This window comes from Nocardia sp. NPDC055053, assembly GCF_053608285.1.
In genome coordinates, this window is sequence record NZ_JBSGVD010000026.1 from 48,018 (window position 1) to 70,594 (window position 22,577).

The following is a 22,577-nucleotide window of genomic DNA, read 5'->3' on the forward strand; positions in this document are numbered from 1 at the left end:
ATGTTATGGACTGCAACCGCGGCGGCGGACCGTGTGGTGCGGGCCCGCTGGGTGCTGGGTGGTTCCTGCCGTCAGGCGCGGTCGGCTCCGGCGCCTGTCGAGTGTGGCGAGGAGCCCCCGACGATTCCGGGTAGTGGGATCGGGCGGCCATCTCGACGGGCGCGCCCGACCTCCAGAACCGCCATCGTGACGGTCCTGCCCCAGCCGTCAGTGTGGGCCAGCGTTCCGCATCCTTCCTCCACCGCGACTGCATCCGAGGAGACCACAGTCAGGACATCGCGAAGGAATTCGGCGACTGAACTCCACACCTCCTCCCGGTCGAAGTAGACCTCGAAACTGCAGTAGATGACCTGCCCGGCGTGGCCTGTCGAACCTGGGTGGGTGTCGACCGCGATCGCATGGTCGGAGGTGGCGAGCAGTGGGCACCACTCGCGATCCCACCACACCATGCGAACCGCGCCGTCGGTCGAGCCGTCCAATTCCTCGTAGGGCACTCCGGGGCCGCTGGACTCGGCCTCATCCGCACGGGCGGCGCAAAGTTGACCGGCCGATTCTGCGCCTTCGAGGCACATCCCGAGGATGTCGCGGCCACCGAGCACCGACCACAGTTCGGCGACCTCGGTCGGGGCCGGTACTCCGGTCAGCTCCTCGTACCGGCTGGGGTCTTGGGTTCCTCGCCGCATGTCTGGCTCGAAACCCTTCTCCACCAGCGCATCCCAGATTCGCTGTGCTGAGATCGTCACATCACCCATCGGTCGCCCTTTCGAGTTCGATCAGCTGTTCACAGGTCCTGTGGCCGAAGGATCTCCACCAGCTGTGCATTTCAGCCCCACGCACTCCTGCCCCTGTGCGGCGAGCAACTTGGTCGAATAAGTCTGCACGCGGCGGTCGATGTCATGGTGGTCGAAAAGGTCGAGATTCATTCCTTCGTCGCCCCGGTAGGCGACCACTTCCCAGGTGCCGACCCGCGCGAGGGCGGGACCCTCGTCGATACCGCGTAGGTCCAATCCGGATATGCGAGCGTGGCAGCCTCGCCGGTTGCCTGAACCAGTTCCGCTAGGAGCCTGGACTCACTGATATCGGCCACGAAACCTTCCTCGGGCTGGCTAACGGCTTGCCACCCAATCGGGGAGCGAGACGTTGTAGAGCTCGGCAAGCTGTACTTCTTGCCGGTAGTCATCGGCCGAAGGCGGAGTGGTCCATTTCGGCTCTGTGGGGCCGAACATGTTGAACTTGTGCGCGCCGTCGTACCAGACCTCGATGCGGGCGGAGAACCACACCGCTGGACGAGAACGCGTTGCTGCGCGGTACTCGCTGAACCTATCCGCCACCTCGGATGGCGGTGTCCAGGGGATCATTCGCCCGGTAATATCCTGGATCAGTCCACTTATTTCCCGGTGATTGCCAATTTCGCTGAAGTGAACCTGTGCGTAGGTTGTTCCGGAGGGAAAGGCAATTTTGATCTGTGCTTCGATCTGATCCACGCCGGGCTCGGGGTCGCCTGGAGTAACCGGCGGCAATGGCACGTCCGGGTTCAACTTCTGTTTCAGCCATCGCGGGATGTTTTGTTCTGTTCGTGGAAAATACCGCAGGTCTTCAGCATATGCCTCTGGCGGAATCGGTGGTTCCCAGATGGGGTCGACCCATGAGTTGTATATGGCATTCATGAAGTCTGGCGGGTCGAGGAACATCCGCATTGAAAACCATGTTCCAGTGCCATCCTCTTCGTACCGAAGGTGGCGCATGTCACTGAATGCGCGCATAGCTTGCGTTGGTATGTCACCTATGCCTACTGAACCGTCTTCCTTCAGTATTGAATACTTGACGTCAAAGTCTGCGCCGGAACCGAGCACATCCACTTCGATACGCCGCCAATCTTGTTGGGCGGCCTTAATGAATTGCATCGATACCCAATCTAGGATAAGCCTGCTCTGTGAAAACCTATCGTCTTTCGTTTGACGTGGGATTCCCAGTCGATCGAGTGGGTGTGGCAATGCCATGTTTCGGCTCCTAAAAATTCTGGTGGCTTCTGAAATGTAGAACTATCTGACTGCTGCCAGGCCTCGTTTCCTGAACCATCCAATATAGGTAGTCGGGTGTTACGCCAACGGATGCCGAGCTCGGGAAGACTCGTACGCGCTCGAGACTATGGCCCGCGTCGTGCGCATTCTTGCGATCGAGCTCCGATCGGCGCCAGCTGTCGTTGTGAAGGCTCAGTGGGTCGGTAGAAGGCAGCAGAATATTGTTCTCTCGATAGAGTTGTGCGACAAGGCCAAGTGCTTCGTTGATCGATCCTGCCACGTGGTCGTGGGTATGGCCGCCCCGGTAGGCTGCCCCAGGGTAATCGAGCTCCCCGGCGTGTCCAGTGCGGCCCTGCACAGTACCGTTGCGACCGGGGTGGCCGCCGGGGCTGTAGTCGGGCCTGAACGACACGGATCCATTTGCTGATTCATCGGTGTGGAATTGTCGATCATCGACCTCGTATCGCGTATTCGTCAGAGGGAGTCCATCGGCGAGAGGAGCTCCGGGCGTGGGTCGCTCATCATTTCTGCGCATGGTCTGGGTGTTGCCCAGTTCCGGGTTGTTACTGGTCCATGTCTTAATGTGGGTTAATTGCGCATTACCATTGGCATCGAGTTCTGGGCTGGTATAGAAGTCGCCATGCCAATTTCCGTCGGAATCATATACCGAATACCGGCGGTTCGGTTCCAGATCGGTGCGCAAGCTGAAGGGTCGACTTCGGTCCCAGTCATCGATTCTGCGGTAATTGTCACCGGCAGGCTCGAAGTCAGGTCCTTCTGGGCGACCGAAATTGTCGATTTGGAACTGTGGACGGCCGTCATCGCCCGTGCGGAAGGTGAAGGGCTCGGGATGGTTGGTATCGACTCTGTAGTCGACGTTGGCGATGGGATAGCTGGCATCGGGGTTGGCGACAGGGCTGCCCGGATAGCCGGTCCGCTTGTTATCGACCGAGGCGTCGATGTGTGTAATACGCGGTGGATTCGAGTCATCGGTATAGACCACAGTTCGGCGACCACTGGAGTCGGTAATTTCATATCGAGTACGAGGTTCTAGCGTCGGGTTGTCGGCCGGAGGCCGGTGATCGCTGTAGAAGGGTTCGCCATCTTGTACGACGCTGCGGACAGTCTGGTCGAACGGGGGTTCCTGCCAGTCGATGTCGTTGTGGGACGGGTTCGCACGGCCGCCAGGCCGAGCAGCGCGGCTTACCGCGGTGTCGGGATGGAGGTCCTTCGGGTGGGGGCCGGGTGCCGAAGGATTGGTATCCGTGGCTGTGGTGGCGCCGTTGGGGTGGTGGGTCTGCCACATCCCGTCTGGGGGTATGCGGGGGCTGCGGGTGCCGTCGGGGTTGGTGACGGTGCTGGCGCTGAAGACGTTTCCGTTGGCGTCGGTCCACGCTGCTTGCGTCGGGGCGAGAACTTCGACACCCAGGTGCTGGGCGAGGCGGTCGGCGAAGCCGTTCGAGGAGGCGTCGCAGCCGATTAGGCGGATGGGGGTTACGCCGTCCCAGCCGGAGCGGCGGAGGAGGTCGCCGTATTGCTCGGGGGTGAGGGTGTGGGGGCCGATTTGGGCTTGGCCATCGGGGGTGATGTGGGTGTCGGCGGTGAAGCGGGTGGGGTCGGCGGGGACTCGGTGGGGGAGGTCGCCCATGGTGGGGTCGCCGCGGTGGTGGGAGACGCCTGCGGGGGTGTTTTCGGCGAACTGGTTGTGGATGGCGTCGAGGTCGACGGTGGTGTCGGTGTCGGTGTCGGTGTCGAGGTCGGTGTCGGTGTCGGGCGTGGGAGTGGAGTCGGTTGGGGGTGGGGTGGAGTCGGTGTGTTGGTCGGCCCAGGATGGGGTGGTTGATCTGGACAGGTCGGCTCGGGAGATGTCGGCGCCGAGTTGTCTGATGTCTTCGGGGGTCAGGGTTGGGGTGGAGGTTGGGGGTAGGCCGAGGTTGGTGCGGACCGTGTTGGCCAGGTCGGTGAGGGTTGGGTCGGTGTCGGCGTCGATGGTGAGGTCGGCGGTGGTTGGGTCCGTGGTGGGGACGACGTCGACCATGAGCCAGTCGCCGAGGGGGAATTGGCTGCCCTGGTTGAAGGTGTGGTCGGTGGCCAGTTGGGTGCGGTCGGTGATGGTGGCGACGGTGTCGGGGGATGTTGTGGGGGAGCTGGTTACGGCTGCTGTTACGCGGACTACGCGGACTGGTGCGCCGAGGGCGTTCGGGTAGCTGGCGCTCAGGTAGGGGCGGCCGGTGGTGGGGTTTACCTGGAGGGCTTGGTTGTTTTCTGGGGAGAGCGGGCGTAGGGATTCGCGGGCTTGGCGGGCGCGGTTGGCGTTCTCCAGTTGTTGCGGGGTGAGGTTGGTGTTGTGGGTCGGCCGGGTGTCGGTTGGCGGTGTGGGGTTGGTGCTCGGGGCCGGGTTCGTTGCGGGGGTGGATTCTGACGGGGTCGTCGAAGTGGCTGCAGGCGAATTGGTATCGATGCGTGCAGGCCCGGCTGATCGTTCCGGCTCGGTATCGGCAGTGCTGCTCCCCGGCCGGGAAGTGGCTGGAGTAGGCGTTGTTGCCGGAGTTGATGTCGGTGTGGGGGTGGGGCTTGGCGTGTCTCGTGGCGATGCACTCGGCTGGTTGCCTGTGGACAACTGTGGAGTATTCGTCGTTGCCGGGTGATTCGTCGGCGGCGTGACCGGAGTGGTGCCGATCGGCGGGGTCGATCCAGGGAACGCGGAGGCGGGGTTGGAGGGTATTGCGGCTGTCGGTGGGGGAGTCGTCGTCGGTGCGGTGGGTGTCGGGGGCGGAGCAGTTGTTGTCGCGGCCGCGGTGGTGTCTGTGTCGGCCGACTGGTTCTGACGGCTGGGGTCGGCTGGCGCCTGCGTCGTCGGCGTTACGGCCGGAGTCGACGGGTTGCCGGATTGCGGAGTCGTTCCGGGCACCGTGGTCGAAGGGTTGGTGCTGGGGTTCGGGGTGGTGGCGGTCGGCTCGGTCGGATTCGCCGGCTGGGTTACGGGCGTGGTTGTTGTGGGGTTGGACGGCGGGGTCGAGTTCGGTTGGGCTGGGGATGTATCAGTCGGCGTGGTGGGTGCCGTCGGCTGAGTGCTCGGTGGGGTGTCGGCTGGCAGAAGGTCCGGCGATGACGGGCTGGGAGACGGTGTAGCGGGTGTGCTGGGCTGACCGGCTGTGGTGGGAGAGAGGGATTCGGCTGGTGTCGCGGGGCTCGCAGGCACGCTGGGGTTTCCGCTGCTGGGGGGCGCAGCAGGCGCGGTCGAGCCGCCATCATTCGGTGCGGCGGGTGCGGCGGGTGCGGCGGGTGCGGCGGGTGCGGCGGGCGCGGCGGGTGCGGCGGGTGCGGTGTTACCGCCATCGCTCGGTGCGGCGGGTGCGGTATTGATGCCACCGTTCGGCGCGGGCGACGCGGTATTGCCGCCATCGCTCGGAGTGGGTGGCGCGGCATTTCCGTTGTCGCTCGGCGTCGAAGGGGCTCCGGTGCCAGTCGGGTTTGTAGGAGTGGTGTCGCCCTGCGGCGACGGGCCAGGACTCGATTCGGCTGGCGTGGTGGGTGAATTGGTGTTCGGAGCGGGGGTCGAATCGCCAGGCGAGGCCGGGGTGCCGGGCTGTGTTCCGCTGGGCTCGCTCGGGGCGCTCGGCGTGCTCGGATTGTTCGGTGCACCGGAATCAGACGGCGAACTCGGAGCGCCGTCGCTGGGCGTGTTGGGGCTGTCGGCTGGACCATCGTTCGACGGAGTCCCGCTGGCTGGATCGCCGCTCTGTCCAGTCCCGGCCGGATTGGTCGAGGGCGATCCCTCACCCGGTGACGAGGGCGTTCCCGCTCCATCAGGCTGAGTTCCGTCACCCTCTGCGGCCGACGGCGTCCCCGCTCCGGCTGACGCGGGAGAGGTGGCTCCCGGATCACCCGTCGACGCGGGTGAAGTCGGCTCCGGCGCTGAATCTCCCGGCTCACCGGTGCCCGCGGGTGTCGTGGGCGCGTCGGTATCGCCGGGCACATCATCGCCCAACTCGGGAACGGTCGGCGCGGGCGAGTTCCCGTTTCCACCACTGGATTCCAGCGCGCTCTGCACACCACCCGCACCCGCGCTGGTGAACGTGTCCACCCCGATATCGAGGTTGAAATCCTGTCCCATGAACAGGGTCGCCGCTCCGGCGGAGGCGACCTGAGCGGACAGGTCGGCGCCGAGCTCGGTGGCCGCACCGGTCGCGGACTTCGCGGCGAGCTTGCCCAGCCCGGACGTGATGCCGTCGCCGACACCATCGAGTTTGCTGCCGAGGCTACCGCCGACAGCGCCACCGACCGCGCCACCGAATGTCGCCAATCCCAGGTCGGACCAACCGAATTCGTCCATCGAACGGTCACCGTTGGCGACCTGGATGGTGCGCGCGATGCCGTCGATCCCGCCTTCTTCGAGCGCTTCGAACGCAGCTCCGCGCAGTGCCGCTCGGGCGGCCGCCTTGGCGATGCCGCGGGCGATCATGCGGGTGAGCAGCGATTTCATCGCGATGCGCACCGCGACCTGCGCCGCGACCCGTGCGGCGACACCGGCGACGGCACCGATGCCGGTCCACGAGGTCGCCAGTGCGACACCGATTTCCACGGCCGCCACGATCATCGTGCCGATGATGACCATCTTGGTGTGCTCGATGTCGTTGGCGCCGTCGTCGAGGAGTTCGGCTTGCTTCTCGCACCATTTGCGGATCGCGGTGAACGCGGCCTCGTCACCGGCGAGGAGCTTGTCGCGGTAGGCGGCGAGGGCGTTGTGGGTCTCGCCCTCGGACAACGCGGTCAGCGCGGAGTTGAGCGCCTTGGCCGCCTCGTCGTCGACGGTGTTGAGGGTTTGCGCCATGCTGGTCCACGCGTCGGCGGCTCGCCGCATGGCGGTTTCGTCGCCTTCGGGCCAATCACCCGCGCCGAGAATGTATTTCGCTACCCATTGCAGCGAATCGGGGATTTCGATGCCCACGTGGTCAGGTGCCGGTCTGGTTCAGTTGGGCTGCCGTCGCTGTGTCCTGCTCGGACAACTCGGTGGCGATGGTGACCATGTTCGCCCCGAGCTGGGTCATCGACTTCGCCAGATTGGTGACCGAGGTCTTGCCCTTTTCCACGCCCGGTGTGTAGTTCTGGGCGAACGCCTGCCCGATCTCGTCCCCGCCCCAGCACTCGCCTTCGGCGGCGAGGGCGGCCGCGAGTTTGTCGACTGCGGTGGTGATGGTCGATGCGACCGCGTCGAACGAGGGTTGCGTGCTGCGTAGCGCCGCGGGATCAGCGTTGATCGAACTCACGGCAGGAGCCTCCGGAAAGGCTTCGCCGCCAACGAATCCGACGGCGAGCCCATCTCGGTTCGCGCAACGTCGTTTCCGGCCCGCATCGCCGCGGGCAGCTCGTCGATCATCGAAAGTCCCACTCTCGGCACCAATGCTGTCGAGATATTGGACGTTCCGAATCAGACCGCGGATCCCAATTGTGCGCTATGTCTCGATCGTTGATCGCTCGCTATCAGCGCCCCATCCGCACGTCGATGCTCTTGGTTCGCGCCAGCTCGTCGAAGGTCAGGGTCGCGGTGAAACCTGGTCCGGTGACGGTGGATTGGGAGTAGTCGGGGGACCAGGTGATGGTGAGGCCGCGATGGTTGGCGTAGGCGTGGAGGGCGCGGCGGTGGTCGGTGAGGGGGAATTCGGTGAGGCCCTGCTGGAGGACTCGGGTGATGCGCGGTGCCGCGGGTGCGGGGAGCTGGAAAAGCGGGTGTTCGATGAGGAACGCGGCTCGGGTGCCGCCGCCCACGGGGCCGTTGTAGGCGGTCCAGACGCCGGAGATCGCTTCGCAGGCGTCCATGAAGGTGTTCACCGCGCCCTCGGCCTGGGTCGGGCCGCCGGGCAGGGCCGCGAAGGGGACTTCCACGTTCGCGAGTTCGCTGATGCGGTGGTGGATTCCGAAGTCGCGGGCCGATTGGGCCAGGCCGGTGACCGTCTCCGGGTAGCCGGCCGGATTTCCCCACGACCACAGCCAGGACTGCGGACCGGGAGCGGCCGAGCCGAGCAGGTGGACGGCCGAGCATTCGATCGGCTGCTCCCCGGTGAAGGTGAATCGGCCCGCGCGCAGGTCGACGCTCCACGGGCGATCCCCCACCACGTCCATCAGATGCAGTTGATGCTCGAACGAGAACAGAGCCGCATCGTCCAACAGGTTCGCCAGTGTCACTCCAGACATGGCGGCGAGCGTACCGAGGTAAACGGCGAATCAGATTGCCAGGACGGTCTTTCCGCGGGCGCTGCCTGCGCCGAGGACGGCGGGGGCGGCTTCCAGGGGGACTGTCGCCTCGACCGGTACCACCACGTCCCCGGAGGCGACTCGGCCCAGTAATCGGGTCAATTCCGGTCCGCGGCCCTTGGATTCGAAGTTGCCGCCGGTGATGTCGCGTTCGCGCAACGAGTTTTCGTCGGCGGCCCAGGTGGTGGAGTATGCGCGGCCGCCGTGGCGGACGAGGGTGGCGTGGGTGGCGAAGTCGGCGGGGCCGCTGATCAGGTCGAAGAGGACGTCGATGCCGTCGGGGTGGGTGAAGCGGACGGCGCCGGTGACGCTGGAGTCGCGGCGGGTGGCCGGGTCGGGGTCGACGACGTCGGGGTCGGTGGGGCGGGTTCGGGTGTAGTCGATGGTTTCCGTGGCGCCGAGGCGGGCGACCTGGTCGGTGGCGTCGCCGCGGGCGGTGGCGATCACGTGGCCGCCCGCCATATTGGCCAGCTGGACCAGGAAGGAGCCGACGCCGCCGGTCGCGCCGACGATCAGGACCGTCTGGCCGGGCCGGATCTGGGCGGTGTCGACGAGGTCCTGGGCGGTGACGCCGGCGACGGGCAGCGCGGCCGCGGCCACCGAGGTGACGCCGTCGGGGATCGGGACGAGGGTCGCGTCCTCGGGCAGGGTCGCGTACTGGGCCCAGCTGCCGTGGCCCGCAGGCGCGGTGAGGAACTTGCCGACCACCCGGTCGCCGACGGCGAACGAGCGCACGCCAGGCCCGATCGCCGAGATCGTGCCCGCGCCGTCCACGCCGAGGATCATCGGGAAATCGGTGGGCATCTTGCCCTCGAGGATGCCGTCGGCCATCTTCAGGTCGAACGGGTTGACTCCCGCCGCGTCCAGCGCGACTTGCACCTCACCTGGTCCCGGCTCCGGCACCGGGACGTCGGCCAGCTCAGGGGTGGCGCCGAACTTCTGAACCACGATCGCGCGCATATGTCTCCTGTGTCTGTGGAGCCGGGTGGTCGTCGAGCGCGCCGCGAAACGGGTTGCGGCAGATCAAGCATCTCGTTGCGCAATCTTAGGTGTGCAGGGCTGCGACGTGCGGTGATTGATCGTCTTCGGTGGTGTCGCGGCGTAGCGTGAACACCGATTCCGGCGTCCATCGGGAAAAGTTGGAGTTGAGCGGAACAGACTCAACTTTGTGCGCGTTGAACCAGTCGATACCGGACACACCCAAGGAGATCTGTGGACTCGTTCAATCCCACCACCAAGACACAGGCGGCGCTGACCGCCGCCCTTCAGGCCGCCTCGGCGGCAGGCAATCCGGAGATCCGTCCGGCGCACTTGCTGGTGGCGTTGCTGGATCAGACCGATGGCATCGCCGCCCCGCTGCTGAAGGCCATCGGAGTCGACCCGGCGACAGTCGAGCGCGAGGCGGGCGACATCGCCGACCGGCTGCCGCGCGCGACCGGCGCGACCACGACACCGCAGCTGGGCCGCGAGGCGCTGGCCGCGCTCACCGCCGCGCAGCGGCTGGCCACCGAGCTCGGCGACGAGTACGTCTCGACCGAGAATCTGCTGGTCGGGCTCGCCGACGGCGACTCCGAGATCGCCAAGTTGCTGCGCAGGCACGGCGCGAGCCCGGAGGCGATGCGCGATGCCTTCGCCACGGTGCGCGGCAGCGCGCGGGTCACCAGCCCGGAGCCGGAAGCCACCTACCAGGCGCTGGAGAAGTACTCCACCGACCTCACCGAGTTCGCCCGCGCCGGCAAGCTCGACCCGGTGATCGGCCGCGACACCGAGATCCGCCGGGTGGTGCAGGTGCTCTCGCGCCGCACCAAGAACAATCCGGTGCTCATCGGCGAGCCCGGCGTCGGCAAGACCGCCATCGTCGAGGGTCTGGCGCGCCGCATCATCGAAGGCGACGTGCCGGAATCGTTGCGCGACAAGAAGGTCATCTCGCTGGACCTGGGCGCGATGGTCGCCGGCGCGAAGTATCGCGGTGAGTTCGAGGAGCGGCTCAAGGCCGTGCTCGACGACATCAAGAACAGCGCGGGCGAGATCATCACCTTCATCGACGAGCTGCACACCATCGTCGGGGCGGGCGGCACCGGCGATTCGGCGATGGACGCGGGCAACATGATCAAGCCGCTGCTCGCCCGTGGTGAGCTGCGCCTGGTCGGCGCGACCACGCTCGACGAGTACCGCAAGTACATCGAGAAGGACGCCGCACTGGAACGCCGATTCCAGCAGGTCATCGTCGGTGAGCCGTCGGTGGCCGACACCATCGGCATCCTGCGCGGCATCAAGGAGCGCTACGAGGTGCACCACGGTGTGCGGATCACCGATTCCGCGCTGGTGGCCGCCGCGACGCTGTCGGACCGCTACATCACCTCCCGGTTCCTGCCCGACAAGGCCATCGACCTGATCGACGAGTCGGCCTCGCGGCTGCGCATGGAAATCGACTCGCGACCGGTCGAGATCGACGAGGTCGAGCGGGCAGTGCGCCGGCTCGAGATCGAAGAGGTCGCGCTGGAGAAGGAGACCGACGAGGCCTCCAAGCAGCGGCTGGAGAAGCTGCGCTCCGAACTCGCCGACGACCGCGAGAAGCTCGGCCAGCTCACCACCCGCTGGCAGAACGAGAAGAACGCGATCGACTCCGTGCGCGGACTCAAGGAGCAGCTCGAAGCGTTGCGCGGGGAGTCCGAGCGCGCAGAGCGCGACGGTGACCTCGGCAAGGCCGCCGAGCTGCGCTACGGCCGGATCCCCGCGCTGGAGAAGGAGCTCGCCGCGGCCGAGCAGGTCAGCGGTGCGGCGCCGGACGGTGACGTGATGCTGAACGAAGAGGTCACGCCCGACGACATCGCCGACGTCGTGTCGTCGTGGACCGGGGTGCCGGTCGGCCGGATGCTCGAAGGCGAGACCGCGAAGCTGCTGCGGATGGAGACCGAGGTCGCCGGACGTGTCGTCGGGCAGGAAGAGGCTGTGCGGGCCGTGTCGGACGCGGTGCGGCGGGCGCGGGCCGGGGTCGCCGATCCGGACCGGCCGACGGGGTCGTTCATGTTCGTCGGCCCGACCGGTGTCGGTAAGACGGAGCTGGCGAAGTCGCTGGCGGACTTCCTGTTCGCCGACGAACGCGCGATGGTCCGCATCGATATGAGCGAGTACAGCGAGAAGCACTCGGTGGCTCGCCTGGTCGGTGCTCCGCCCGGCTACGTCGGCTACGACCAGGGCGGACAGCTCACCGAGGCGGTGCGCAGGCGGCCGTATTCGGTGGTGCTGTTCGACGAGATCGAGAAGGCGCACCCGGACGTCTTCGACATCCTGCTGCAGGTCCTCGACGAGGGCAGGCTGACCGACAGCCAGGGCCGCACGGTCGACTTCCGCAACACCATCCTCATCCTCACCTCCAACCTCGGCGCCGGTGGCGACAAGGACCAGGTGATGGAGGCGGTGCGGCGGGCGTTCAAGCCGGAGTTCCTCAACCGGCTCGACGACGTGGTGATGTTCCACGCGCTCGACGCCGAGCAGCTGGAATCGATCGTCGACATCAACCTGCGGCAGCTGCAGAAGCGGCTCGCGCAGCGGCGGCTGACGCTCGATGTCACCGACGAGGCGAAGAAGTGGCTGGCGGTGCGCGGCTACGACCCGGCCTACGGCGCGCGGCCGTTGCGCAGGCTGATCCAGCAGGCCATCGGCGACAGCCTGGCCAAGGAACTGCTCTCCGGCGCGGTCGCCGACGGCGACACGGTGCGGGTGAGCGTAGACGACGCCACCGACAAGCTGGTCGTCGGACGCGAGGTTGTCCACAGCTCGTGAAATATCCACAGCGCGGTGCGTAGGGACCTCCCAACGCACCGCGCTGTCCTACGCTGGAGCTCATGACGAACCCGAACGATCCGTGGGGGCAACGCCCGGAGGATTCGCCGACCGAACGGCTGGGTTCGCCGGGCATGGATTCGACCAAGTCGTACGGCGGTGGCGGGTTCGACGAGTGGGGGCAGCCGTCGAACCCGACGCAGGCGTTGCCGCCGCACGACGCGCAATGGGGTGCCTACGAAAGTGGTTATCCCGCGGCGCAACCACCACCGCACCAACCGCCCCCCGGCTACGACCAGGGTTATCCGGGCGCACCGCCGCCGGGTTACCCGCCCCGCCCGCAGGATGGTGACCAGGGCGAACCGCCCAGGCGGAACACCGGATTGTGGATCGCGCTCGGCCTCGGCGTCCTCGCGTTGATCGCGATCGGCGGCGTGCTGGCCGGTCTGGTCGTCAGCGGCGGCGAGTCCGACGACACCACGGCGGCGGCGCCGACAACCACTCAATTCCTGGTGCCGCCGACCGGCAGACAGACGACTCCGGTCGTGCCGCCGACAACGAGCGGCCTGCCCGGGCTGCCCGGTCTCGGCGGTGGCGACGATCTCGGCGCGACGATGGGCAGCATCACCGCCAACACCGGCACCGAGATCACCATGAGCACCCTCGGCGGGTCGACGGTCCGGGTACTGATCGACGATGCCACCCAGGTGATCTCGCTGACCAGCACGAAGGCGAGCGAGCTGCCCGTCGGCGACATGGTTATGGTGCAGGGCGACAAGAACCCAGACGGGTCGATCCACGCCAAGATCATCATCAGTACGGCGTTACCAAGCGGCCCCCGATGAGCGACCCGCGCGTCGAAAGCCCGGCACTGCCGGGCAATCACGGCGACGGCTGGATAGGCTAGGCGACGATGACGGCTATGTGGTTCGGGTTGGCGGCGATCGCACTCGTTGGTGCGGTCGTACTGCTCTATTTCGATCGGGTCCAGCGACAGCGGACCGGGCACGCGCGCCAGGTCTGGGCGAAGTCCCAGGGCTATACCTACGTCTCGGTCGAGCCCGCGCTCGCCGCGACGTGGCGTCGTGGCGCGCTGGCCAAGCTCGGCTATCTCTCCGCGGTCGACGTGGTCTCCGGCATTCGCAAGGGCGAGAAGTTCGTGCTCTTCGACCTGGAAGACGCGGCGACCCTGGTGGCGGTGCGTCGCCAGATCGGCTCCGAGATCGACGTCGACATGCGGCTCAAGACCGCGTCGCCGCCGAAGGACCACGATCTGGAACTGCTCGGCGCGATCGGCGACCGGGTCGTGTTCGCGACCGATCCCGAGATCGCAAGGCACGCGGTCGATCAGCGGATGGTCGGCTTCATCGAGTCGCTCTCGGACACCGTGCAGATGCTGTGGAGCGAGGGCAACTGGACCCTCGGCATGCTGCCCGTCGGCAGCGGATCCAAGGACTGGGAGACCGCGATCGACGCGGTGCTTCGCCTGTCCGGCCTGCTGCATGTGCTGCCGCCGGTCGTCGAGCCGAGCGAATACACCCGCCCGCGCAGCAATGCCGATCAGCCGCTGGGCGCAGGCTCCCGCGCCGAGCACGACGACGATCTCGACGACGACCGCGCGCCCGCCGAATTCGGGCGTCCCGCCGCCGGTGAGCACGACGAGCCGGGCCGCGCCCGTTTCCCTGGACCCGACGACGACCGCTACGGTCCCGGCGACAAGCCGTACGGCAGCCGTGGTCCGGCCGCCCAAGCCCCCGAACCGGACGACTTCGAGTTCGGCCGCCGCGCACCGGCGGGCCGACCGCAGCCCTACGCCGGCGACGACTACGACCCCGACCTCGACGATCCCGACTTCGAAGACCAGCCAGCTCCGGGCCGCCGCCCGCTCGGTGAGCCGCCGAAGCGACCGTCGCTGGCTGTCGTCCCGGAACCGCGTCCGCGCGCCGAAGCGCCCGCATCGCGTGACGAGGACGCCGACTCCGGCCAGCCCGGCGGACCGTTCCACCCCGGTTTCCGTCCGTACCAGGGGCCCGTACCGAAGTGACCGACAGCCCGCTTCGCCTGCCCGGCTCGCATCGTCCCGTCGCCATGATCACCGGTCCGACGTCCGGGATCGGGCAGGGCTTCGCCCACCGTCTCGCCTCGCTCGGCTACGACCTGGTGCTCGTCGCCAGGAACGAGGAACGTCTGCGCGCGCTCGCCGACGAGCTCGGCCGCCGCTACGCCACCTCCACCGAGGTGCTCGTCGCCGACCTGGCCGATGACGACGACCGCGCCCGCGTCGCCGATCGGGCGGCCAAGGGGCTCGAATTCCTGGTCAACAACGCGGGTTTCGCGCATTCGGGGGAGTTCTGGACCCTGGAGCCCGCCGAACTGCAGGCTCAGCTCGATGTCAACGTCACCTCGGTGCTGCAGCTGACCAGGGCCGCGTTGCCCGCGATGATCGCCGCGGCCACCGGGTCGATCGTGAATGTGGCGAGCGTGGCCGGGCTGATCCCCGGACGGGGGTCGACCTATTCGGCGTCCAAGGCCTACGTCGTATCCTTCTCGGAGGGGTTGGCGGGTGGATTGGCTGGCACCGGTGTCCGCATCCAGGCGCTGTGCCCCGGGTTCGTGCACACCGAGTTCCACGAGCGGGCGGGCATCGAGATGGGTTCGCTGCCCAAGCGGCTATGGCTCGATGTCGACCAGGTCGTCGACGGGTGTCTGCACGACCTGGACGCGGGCCGGGTGATCAGCGTGCCGGGCGTGCAGTACAAGGTGCTCACCGCGGTGGCGGGCTTCGTCCCACGGACCCTGGTGGCCCGCATGAATCGCGGACTCTTCAACGCGCGCGGACGGACCTAGGGCATGAGCGTCGGGCCCGGACGCGGCGCGTAGCGTAACCATAGGCCCGGATCATGACCGAAAGGACACGCAAACGATGATCGACCAGGCACGTCAGGCGCTCACCGAGGCAGATCGCGACCAGCTGGCCGCGCTCGTGCGCGAGCTCGCGGTCGTGCACGGCAAGGTGACGCTGTCCTCGGGTAAGGAGGCCGACTACTACGTCGACCTGCGCCGCGCGACGCTGCACCACCAGGCAGGCCCGCTGATCGGTTCGCTGCTGCGCGAGCTGGTCGCCGACTGGGACTTCGACGCCGTCGGCGGGCTCACCATGGGCGCCGATCCGGTCGCGATGGCCGTGATGCACGCGGCGGGCCGCCCGATCGACGCGTTCGTGGTGCGCAAGGCGGCCAAGGCGCACGGCATGCAGCGCCAGATCGAGGGCCCCGACATCGTCGGCAAGCGCGTGCTGGTCGTCGAGGACACGACCACCACCGGCAATTCGCCGCTCACCGCGGTGCGCGCGCTGCGTGACGCGGGCGCGATCGTGGTCGGCGTCGCTACCGTTGTCGACCGGGAAACCGGTGCTGACCAGGTCATCGCCGCCGAGGGGCTGGAGTATCGATCCATCCTCGGTCTCGATGACCTTGCTCTGAGTTAGCCTGAACAACGAAAACCCTGGATGACGATGTGGTCGTCCGGAAAGTCTGAAGGACGTGTGAGTCACCTGTGGTGAGCATTGCAGTAAACAAGAGTCGTGACAACGTTGCGATGCTCGGGATCGGTGCGTACCGACCGCAGCGCATCGTGAGCAATGCCGAGGTGTGCGAACAACTCGACTCCACGCCGGAGTGGATCTTCGACCGCACGGGGATCCACAACCGCCGCTGGATCAGCGGCGACGAGACGATCCGGTCGATCGCCGTTGCCGCTGGTGACCGCGCGCTGCGGAACACCCCGATCGAGCGCACGAAGATCGGCGCGGTCATCCTGTGCACCTCGAGCTGGCTCAAGCTCACCCCGCACGGTGCCCCGTCGGTGGCCTCTGATCTCGGCCTCAACGGTGTCGCCGCCTTCGACCTCACCTCCGGCTGTGGTGGGTTCGGCTACGGCCTCGGTGTCGCCGCGGACCTGATCCGGGCCGGTTCGGTCGACTACGTGCTGGTGATCGGCGCGGAGACGATGACCGTCGGCCTGGACAAGTCCGACCGTGGCACCGCCATGATCTTCGGTGACGGCGCCGGCGCTGTCGTCGTCGGTCCGGCCGAGGAGAACGGCATCTCCCCGACGGTGTGGGGCAGCGACGGCGAGAACGCCGAGGCCATCGCCCAGAACATCGATTTCCTGGCGTTCCAGACGCGGGCCCAGCAGATGCAGGGCACCGACCCCGAGGTCGAGCTGGTCGGCCAGATGGCGCTGCGGATGGAGGGTCCGAAGGTCTTCCGCTGGGCCGCGGTGACGCTGCCGCGCGCGCTGTCGGCGGCGCTGGACGCCTCCGGTGTGGCCAAGGAGGACATCGAGGTGTTCATCCCGCACCAGGCCAACGCGCGGATCAACGAGCTGATGAAGAAGAACCTCGGCCTGGCCGAGAACATCCCGATGGCCAACGACATCGAGAACACCGGCAACACCTCGGCCGCCTCGATTCCGCTGGCGATGGAGGAGATGCTGGTCACCGGCAAGGCGAAGGGCGGTCAGCTGGCGCTGCTGCTCGGCTTCGGCGCCGGGCTGAGTTACGCGGGCCAGGTCGTCACCCTGCCGCCCGCGCCGCAGGAAGCGAGCTTCTGACGTGCGACCGCTGCGCGCCGGCTATCTCGCGGCGGCGGCGGTCACCGTCTTCGGTGCCGTCACCGGCCGCGACCGGCTCCAATGGCTGACCAAGCCGCTGCTGATGCCGCTGCTGGCGGCCGACACCGTCACCAGCGGCGTCGAGCTCGATCCGGCCGAGCGCCGGATCCTGCTCGGCTCGCTGGCCGCGGCCACCGTCGGTGACGTGCTGCTCATCGATCCCGACGACGACAAGCGCCTGATCGCGGGCGCGTCCTCGTTCGCGATCATGCAGACCGGCTACTCGCTGCTGTGGTGGCGCCGCGGCGCCCGGCCCCGCGCCGCGATCGCCGCACCCCGGCTGGTGGCATGGGCCGGTGCGGCGGGTCTGCTGCGCGCGAAGGCCCCGGTCCTGGCGATCCCGCTCACCGCCTACGGCGCCACCCTCGGCACCGCGGCGACCCTGGCATCGGACCCCGCGCTGGCTCCCGGCGCGAAGAACATTGCGGGACTGAACATTCCGAACAGTGACCCGAGGAGCCGATTCGGCCTCGGCGCGCTGCTGTTCACGGTCTCGGACGGCCTGATCGTGCTCCGCCGCCTCTTCGCCAACGACGACCGCACCCGCCGGATCAGTGAGGGCGTCATCCTGGCGACCTACGCGGCCGCGCAATATCTCCTCACGGCCCCGCCTACCGAGAAAGCGGACTGACCCAGCTACAACACGAGGATGATGCGGTCTCGGTCGGTCGGGTCGACGCGGATCGGGATGGTTTGCCCGATGGCCATGCGCGGCTTGTCCACCGGCATCACGTCGACCACGATCTTGCCGTGGTAGCTGTCGGATCCCGGCACCGTCAGTTCGACATCGAGTTCGGTGAGTTCGCTGGAATGGTCGGTGCGGGTCAGCGGCCGCACGCCGTTGATGTGCGCCCAGCCCTCCAGGCCGTGTTTGCGCAGCCGCCGGTCGGCTTTGGTCGGCATCGAGGCGATCGCCATCGCGATGCCCGCGGCGGCGCCGAACAGCCCGACCATGATGAAGACCTGATAGGGCATCGTCCCCGGCGGTGTGTGCGGCGCGAGCCAGCCGAGCCACACCGCGAGCGCGACGAGATACATCGCGACGACGCAGGTCAGCGCCTGAACAATGCGCGTGTGCTCCATACCGACAAACCACCCGTGAGCCCTACGGTTCCAGGATAGGTCGCGTGTTCGGGTCGTCGGCGGCCTCGCGATCACGATTCGCGCATGTACCCAGCCCCGGCCGGGTCGTCGGCCGGACCGGGCCCCACCTAGCATTCTCGGGGTGAACGAGTCAGTGCCATCGCCCGAGGTCGAGGTCGCGGGTCCGACCGAATGGGGCGAGCATCCGTACGGACTCGGACCGTGGGAGCAGGAATACGGCACCCCGGCCCCCACCGACGACCGCTACGACCCGCAGTTGCTGGCCGAGGGCGACCGGCGCAATGTCGTCGACGCGTACCGGTACTGGACCCGCGAGGCGATCGTCGCCGACATCGACGCCCGCCGCTTCCCCTTCCACGTGGCCATCGAGAACTTCGGCCACGACGCCAATATCGGCACCGTCGTCCGCACCGCCAACGCCTTCGTTGCGGCCGCCGTGCACATCGTCGGCAAACGGCGCTGGAACCGGCGCGGCGCCATGGTCACCGACCGCTACCAGCACCTGATGCACCACGCCGACCTGGCCGAACTGCGCGAGTTCGCCGCTCGCGAGGGGCTGACCGTTGTCGCGGTCGACAATGTGCCCGGCGCGGTCCCACTGGAGACCGCCCAGCTGCCGCGCGAGTGCCTGCTGCTGTTCGGCCAGGAAGGCCCCGGTGTCAGCGAGGACGCGAAAGATGCTGCGGCGCTGACAGTTTCGATCGCGCAGTTCGGTTCGACCCGTAGCATCAATGCCGGTGTCGCCGCCGGAATCGCCATGCACGCCTGGATCCGCCAGCACGCCGACCTCTCGTTGGCCTGGTGACCGGTTGGTTCCTGACCGTCCTGATGTGTGCATCGGCCTGGTTGTGATCGAATCAGCTTCGAATCGGTAACAGAACGGGCGCGAAAACCGGGCGGCAACTGGCACCATGGTCCCATGACCTCGCGCAGCGGCCGGCGCCCACAGCCCACTGATCGCGCCGGATCCGTGCCGACTCCGGCGCTGTGGTCCGAGCGTGCCGACATGGCCGAGTCGGCGATCGTCTCGCGGCACCTGCGCATGCTGTGGGGTTGTCCCGGAACGGAATTGGGTGTCGTCGGCTGGCCTGCGACCCGGCGCGAGCGCGCGTTCGCCGGTTGGCACTACTGGTGGCAGGCGCACCTGCTCGACATCGCGGTCGACGCCGCCAACCGCGTGCCGACCCCCGCGCGGCGCAGGCGCATCGGCGCCATCGCCCGCGCCATCCGCATCCGCAATCTCACGGGCTGGACCAACCGCTACTACGACGACATGGCCTGGCTCGCGATCGCGCTGGAACGCGCCGAGCGCACCCAGGACCTGACCGAGGCCCGCCGCGGCCTGGTCGCGCTCGAGCAGCAGCTCTACGGCGCCTGGGCTCCCGAGACCGGTGGCGGCATCCCGTGGCGGGTCCGCTCCGACTTCTTCAACGCGCCTGCCAACGGTCCGGCGGGCATCGCGCTGCTGCGCCTGGGCCGGGTCGAACGCGCGCAGGAGATGGCCGACTGGCTCGACGCCACCCTGCGCGACCCCGAATCCGGTCTGATCCTCGACGGCATCCACCTGCCGTCGGGCGAGATCGAGCGCCCGGTGTTCAGCTACTGCCAGGGCGTCGTGCTCGGCCTGGAGACCGAACTGGCCGTGCAGACCGACGACGACCGGCACGCCGAGCGGGTCAGCAGGCTGCTCGCCGCGGTCGAGGAGAACATGACCACCCGGCTGGTGATCTCCGGCGGAGGCGGTGGGGACGGCGGCCTGTTCAACGGCATCCTCGCCCGCTACCTGGCGGTCGTCGCGTTGATGCTGCCCGGCGAAGGCAAGCGGCAGGAGGGTGATCGGCGCGTCGCGGCGGCCATCGTGAAGGCCTCCGCCACCGCGGCCTGGGCGAACCGCCTCGAGGTGGAGGGCGAGCCGCTGTTCGGGCACGACTGGAGCAAGCCCGCCCGCTTACCCGGCGGCACGGCGGGTGCGGGCAAATTCACCGCGGGCGGTTCGGTGACCGCCTCCGCCGTGCCGGAACGCGACCTGTCGGTGCAGCTGTCCGGCTGGATGCTGATGGAAGCCGCCTACCAGGTGACCGCCGCGGGGTTGTGACCCTCAGTGGTCGGCGTCGGCAGCCGCCCGATCCAGATCGAAGTCCTCGATCGGCTTGGCCATCTCCTGGCGGTAGTGCCGTAGACCGAGGATCGTGCCGATGACAAGGCCGACGATCATGATGCCGATCACGGCGGGCATCAGCCAGGGCACCTGCTCGAGGAACTCGCCCGCGTAATAGCCGATCAGCAGCAGTACCGGCGCCCAGATGATCGCGCCGAGGGTGCTGGCGATGGTGTAGCGGCGGTGATCCATCTTGGCCGCGCCCGCCACCATCGGGCACAGCGTGCGCACCCACGGAATCCAGCGCGCGACCAGCACGGCGAAGAACCCGTGTTTCTCCAGCAGCGCGGTGACCTTCGCCAGATTCCTGGTGTTGATATAGCGGCCGTTCTTGCGCGCGACCAGGTGATGCCCGGTCCGCTGGCCGACGACATACCCCACCTGATTGCCCGCGATCGCGGCCAGCATGGTGCCCACTGACAACGCCCACACCTGGGCCTCGCCGTTGGCGTGCGAGGCCATCACGATGCCGGCGGTGATGAGCATGGAGTCTCCGGGCAGGAACAGCCCGATGATGAACGCGCACTCCAGGAAGACGAAGACCAGCACCACCGTCCAGACCACGGCGGGGCCTGCCGAGATCAGCGGATCGAAGCTGCCCAGAGCGTGAATCGACGGTACTGCGGTCACGTGATCAGTGCGCCTCGTTCGCCGAAGCGGCCAGCTCGCTGGCGGGCGCGGCCTCGGTGGGCGCGGCGCCGCGACGGGCGAGGACCTTCTTACCGACCGTGATGATCGCGGGCAGGATCGAGACGAACACGATCAGCAGGAAGATCGCTTCCACATGCTCGCGAATGAACGGCACATTGCCGAGGAAGTAGCCGATGATCGTGACACCGCCGCCCCAGAGCACGGCGCCGACGATGTCGAACGCCACGTACTTGCGGTAGCTCATCTTCGACACACCAGCCAGCACCGGCATGAACGTGCGCACGATCGGCACGAACCTGGCCAGGATGATCGTCTTGGGGCCGTGCTTCTCGAAGAACTCGTGCGTCTCCACGATGTACTGCTTCTTGAAGAAGCGGCTGTCCTCCTTGCGGAAGATCGCCGGCCCGATCTTGCGGCCGATCCAGTACGCGCACTGATCGCCCGCGAAGGCGGTGATGATGACCAGCGGAACGAGCACCCAGATGTTCGGGCTGCCCTGCGCGGCCAGCATGCCGCCGGTGAACAGCAGCGAGTCACCGGGCAGCAACGGGAAGAGCAGGCCGGTCTCGATGAAGACGATGGCCAGGATGGCGGGTAGAACCGCGTTCTTCAGCCAGGTCTCCTGGAGCAGATACAACGGGTCCAGCAACTGGGTCAACGCAAGGTTGTTCGTCACCGCATCGGATACCGCCAGCAAAGTCACGGCCCCCACAGTACCGGTCCGATCTGTGACATGAGTGTCCTGCGGTGTTCGCAGATGCGCGGGGAACAAGCCGGTGAACCCCGCGATCACTTCCTAACTTAGGGTGTGGCCTGACAGAATTGGTTTTTCGCTCCCCCACAGACGGAGGTCACTGCTGTGCCTATCGCGACTCCGGAGGTCTACGCCGAGATGCTCGGCCGGGCCAAGGCGCACTCGTTCGCATTCCCGGCTATCAACTGCACCTCGTCGGAGACGATCAACGCCGCGATCAAGGGCTTCGCGGACGCGGGCAGCGACGGCATCATCCAGTTCTCCACCGGTGGCGCCGAGTTCGGCTCCGGTCTCGGCGTGAAGGACATGGTCACCGGTGCGGTGGCGCTGGCCGAGTTCGCGCACGTTGTCGCCGCCAAGTACGACGTGACCATCGCGCTGCACACCGACCACTGCCCCAAGGACAAGCTGGACACCTACGTGCGTCCGCTGCTCGCGATCTCGCAGGACCGCGTCAACGCAGGCCTGAACCCGCTGTTCCAGTCGCACATGTGGGACGGCTCGGCCATCCCGATCGACGAGAACCTCGAGATCGCCAAGGAGCTGCTCAAGCTCTCGAAGGCCGCCAACATCATCCTCGAGGTCGAGATCGGCGTCGTCGGCGGTGAAGAGGACGGTGTCGAGGCGGAGATCAACGACAAGCTCTACACCTCGCCCGAGGACTTCGAGAAGACCATCGACGCGCTCGGCGGCGGCGAGAACGGCAAGTACCTGCTGGCCGCCACCTTCGGCAACGTGCACGGTGTGTACAAGCCGGGCAACGTGGTGCTCAAGCCCGAGGTGCTGGCCGAGGGCCAGCGCGTCGCGGCAGCCAAGCTCGGCCTTTCGGCCGACGCGCAGCCGTTCGACTTCGTCTTCCACGGTGGTTCGGGCTCGCTGAAGTCCGAGATCGAGGACTCGCTGCGGTTCGGCGTCGTGAAGATGAACGTCGACACCGACACCCAGTACGCCTTCACCCGCCCGGTCGCCGGTCACATGTTCGCCAACTACGACGGTGTGCTGAAGATCGACGGTGAGGTCGGCAACAAGAAGGTCTACGACCCGCGCAGCTACCTGAAGAAGGCCGAGACCTCGATGGCCGATCGCGTCGTCGAGGCCTGCAACGACCTGAAGTCGGCCGGTCGTTCGGTCTCGGGTTCCTGATCGGTTTTTCGCAACAATCAAACGGGGCCCG

At 67.3% G+C, this 22,577-nt stretch carries 19 protein-coding genes; 10 read left to right on the forward strand and 9 right to left on the reverse strand.

The genetic code is table 11. From position 1 onward, the window contains the following. Window positions 1–71 precede the first annotated feature (71 nt). From ACWF82_RS24305 to ACWF82_RS24330, 6 genes are all read right to left on the reverse strand, one after another. A complete protein-coding gene (locus ACWF82_RS24305; protein WP_452504622.1) occupies window positions 72–752 on the reverse strand; it encodes a hypothetical protein in 681 nt (226 codons plus the stop codon). A gap of 354 nt (window positions 753–1,106) precedes the next feature. Then, the gene (locus ACWF82_RS24310; protein ID WP_452504624.1) at window positions 1,107–1,904 is read right to left on the reverse strand and encodes a hypothetical protein; all 798 of its coding nucleotides are present in this window, start codon (window positions 1,902–1,904) and stop codon (window positions 1,107–1,109) included. 106 nt (window positions 1,905–2,010) lie between these two features. Beyond that, the gene (locus ACWF82_RS24315) at window positions 2,011–6,972 is read right to left on the reverse strand and encodes a WXG100-like domain-containing protein (RefSeq protein WP_452504626.1); all 4,962 of its coding nucleotides are present in this window, start codon (window positions 6,970–6,972) and stop codon (window positions 2,011–2,013) included. Window positions 6,973–6,976: 4 nt separating this feature from the next. Further along, window positions 6,977–7,291, reverse strand: a complete 315-nt coding sequence (locus tag ACWF82_RS24320; protein WP_452504628.1) for a WXG100 family type VII secretion target — start codon at window positions 7,289–7,291, stop codon at window positions 6,977–6,979. A gap of 214 nt (window positions 7,292–7,505) precedes the next feature. Beyond that, on the reverse strand, window positions 7,506–8,216 hold the full coding sequence (locus ACWF82_RS24325; protein ID WP_452504630.1) for a DUF6882 domain-containing protein: 711 nt from the start codon (window positions 8,214–8,216) through the stop codon (window positions 7,506–7,508). A 30-nt stretch (window positions 8,217–8,246) separates the two neighbouring features. Continuing rightward, window positions 8,247–9,236, reverse strand: coding sequence for an NADP-dependent oxidoreductase (locus ACWF82_RS24330; protein ID WP_452504632.1), 990 nt, complete (start codon window positions 9,234–9,236; stop codon window positions 8,247–8,249). A gap of 252 nt (window positions 9,237–9,488) precedes the next feature. Between ACWF82_RS24330 and clpB the strand changes: the two genes are divergently transcribed. The 7 genes from clpB to ACWF82_RS24365 all read left to right on the forward strand — a co-directional run bounded on the left by clpB (window position 9,489) and on the right by ACWF82_RS24365 (window position 17,367). Beyond that, on the forward strand, window positions 9,489–12,062 hold the full coding sequence (gene clpB / locus ACWF82_RS24335) for an ATP-dependent chaperone ClpB (protein ID WP_452504634.1): 2,574 nt from the start codon (window positions 9,489–9,491) through the stop codon (window positions 12,060–12,062). Window positions 12,063–12,124: 62 nt separating this feature from the next. Further along, on the forward strand, window positions 12,125–12,907 hold the full coding sequence (locus tag ACWF82_RS24340; RefSeq protein ID WP_452504636.1) for a DUF5666 domain-containing protein: 783 nt from the start codon (window positions 12,125–12,127) through the stop codon (window positions 12,905–12,907). A gap of 68 nt (window positions 12,908–12,975) precedes the next feature. Then, on the forward strand, window positions 12,976–14,106 hold the full coding sequence (locus ACWF82_RS24345; RefSeq protein WP_452504638.1) for a hypothetical protein: 1,131 nt from the start codon (window positions 12,976–12,978) through the stop codon (window positions 14,104–14,106). 44 nt (window positions 14,107–14,150) lie between these two features. Beyond that, window positions 14,151–14,909, forward strand: a complete 759-nt coding sequence (locus ACWF82_RS24350) for an SDR family NAD(P)-dependent oxidoreductase (RefSeq protein ID WP_452504694.1) — start codon at window positions 14,151–14,153, stop codon at window positions 14,907–14,909. A 76-nt stretch (window positions 14,910–14,985) separates the two neighbouring features. Continuing rightward, on the forward strand, window positions 14,986–15,549 hold the full coding sequence (gene pyrE, locus ACWF82_RS24355; protein WP_378853601.1) for an orotate phosphoribosyltransferase: 564 nt from the start codon (window positions 14,986–14,988) through the stop codon (window positions 15,547–15,549). Between the two features lie 68 nt (window positions 15,550–15,617). Beyond that, on the forward strand, window positions 15,618–16,676 hold the full coding sequence (locus ACWF82_RS24360) for a beta-ketoacyl-ACP synthase 3 (protein WP_452504640.1): 1,059 nt from the start codon (window positions 15,618–15,620) through the stop codon (window positions 16,674–16,676). A 1-nt stretch (window position 16,677) separates the two neighbouring features. Further along, entirely contained in the window at window positions 16,678–17,367 is a 690-nt protein-coding gene (locus ACWF82_RS24365) for a lysoplasmalogenase (RefSeq protein WP_452504642.1), read from the forward strand. Between the two features lie 5 nt (window positions 17,368–17,372). Here ACWF82_RS24365 and ACWF82_RS24370 read toward each other — a convergent pair whose 3' ends face one another. Continuing rightward, the gene (locus ACWF82_RS24370) at window positions 17,373–17,819 is read right to left on the reverse strand and encodes a hypothetical protein (RefSeq protein ID WP_452504644.1); all 447 of its coding nucleotides are present in this window, start codon (window positions 17,817–17,819) and stop codon (window positions 17,373–17,375) included. A 142-nt stretch (window positions 17,820–17,961) separates the two neighbouring features. Between ACWF82_RS24370 and ACWF82_RS24375 the strand changes: the two genes are divergently transcribed. Together ACWF82_RS24375 and ACWF82_RS24380 are read left to right on the forward strand one after the other, a co-directional pair. Continuing rightward, window positions 17,962–18,645 (forward strand): TrmH family RNA methyltransferase, encoded by a 684-nt coding sequence (locus tag ACWF82_RS24375; protein ID WP_452504646.1) that lies wholly within the window; start codon window positions 17,962–17,964, stop codon window positions 18,643–18,645. Between the two features lie 201 nt (window positions 18,646–18,846). Then, window positions 18,847–19,935 carry a glycoside hydrolase family 76 protein gene (locus tag ACWF82_RS24380; RefSeq protein WP_452504696.1) on the forward strand — a complete coding sequence of 363 codons (1,089 nt, stop codon included), beginning with the start codon at window positions 18,847–18,849 and terminating at the stop codon, window positions 19,933–19,935. Between the two features lie 3 nt (window positions 19,936–19,938). Here ACWF82_RS24380 and ACWF82_RS24385 read toward each other — a convergent pair whose 3' ends face one another. Together ACWF82_RS24385 and ACWF82_RS24390 are read right to left on the reverse strand one after the other, a co-directional pair. Further along, on the reverse strand, window positions 19,939–20,628 hold the full coding sequence (locus tag ACWF82_RS24385; RefSeq protein WP_452504648.1) for a DedA family protein: 690 nt from the start codon (window positions 20,626–20,628) through the stop codon (window positions 19,939–19,941). 4 nt (window positions 20,629–20,632) lie between these two features. Then, window positions 20,633–21,352: a DedA family protein gene (locus ACWF82_RS24390; protein WP_452504650.1), complete on the reverse strand. Its 720-nt coding sequence runs from the start codon at window positions 21,350–21,352 to the stop codon at window positions 20,633–20,635. A gap of 156 nt (window positions 21,353–21,508) precedes the next feature. Here ACWF82_RS24390 and fbaA point away from each other — a divergent pair, with 156 nt between their 5' ends. Then, entirely contained in the window at window positions 21,509–22,546 is a 1,038-nt protein-coding gene (gene fbaA / locus ACWF82_RS24395; protein WP_452504652.1) for a class II fructose-bisphosphate aldolase, read from the forward strand. The last annotated feature ends 31 nt before the right edge of the window (window positions 22,547–22,577 follow it).

Excerpts from the sequence above, each read along its gene's own strand:
- ACWF82_RS24305 (WP_452504622.1), bottom strand. The coding sequence starts at position 752 with ATGGGTGATGTGACGATCTCAGCACAGCGAATCTGGGATGCGCTGGTG.
- ACWF82_RS24310 (WP_452504624.1), bottom strand. The coding sequence starts at position 1,904 with ATGCAATTCATTAAGGCCGCCCAACAAGATTGGCGGCGTATCGAAGTG.
- ACWF82_RS24325 (WP_452504630.1), bottom strand. The coding sequence starts at position 8,216 with ATGTCTGGAGTGACACTGGCGAACCTGTTGGACGATGCGGCTCTGTTC.
- ACWF82_RS24330 (WP_452504632.1), bottom strand. The coding sequence starts at position 9,236 with ATGCGCGCGATCGTGGTTCAGAAGTTCGGCGCCACCCCTGAGCTGGCC.
- ACWF82_RS24340 (WP_452504636.1), top strand. The coding sequence starts at position 12,125 with ATGACGAACCCGAACGATCCGTGGGGGCAACGCCCGGAGGATTCGCCG.
- ACWF82_RS24345 (WP_452504638.1), top strand. The coding sequence starts at position 12,976 with ATGACGGCTATGTGGTTCGGGTTGGCGGCGATCGCACTCGTTGGTGCG.
- ACWF82_RS24350 (WP_452504694.1), top strand. The coding sequence starts at position 14,151 with ATGATCACCGGTCCGACGTCCGGGATCGGGCAGGGCTTCGCCCACCGT.
- pyrE (WP_378853601.1), top strand. The coding sequence starts at position 14,986 with ATGATCGACCAGGCACGTCAGGCGCTCACCGAGGCAGATCGCGACCAG.
- ACWF82_RS24370 (WP_452504644.1), bottom strand. The coding sequence starts at position 17,819 with ATGGAGCACACGCGCATTGTTCAGGCGCTGACCTGCGTCGTCGCGATG.
- ACWF82_RS24380 (WP_452504696.1), top strand. The coding sequence starts at position 18,847 with ATGGCCGAGTCGGCGATCGTCTCGCGGCACCTGCGCATGCTGTGGGGT.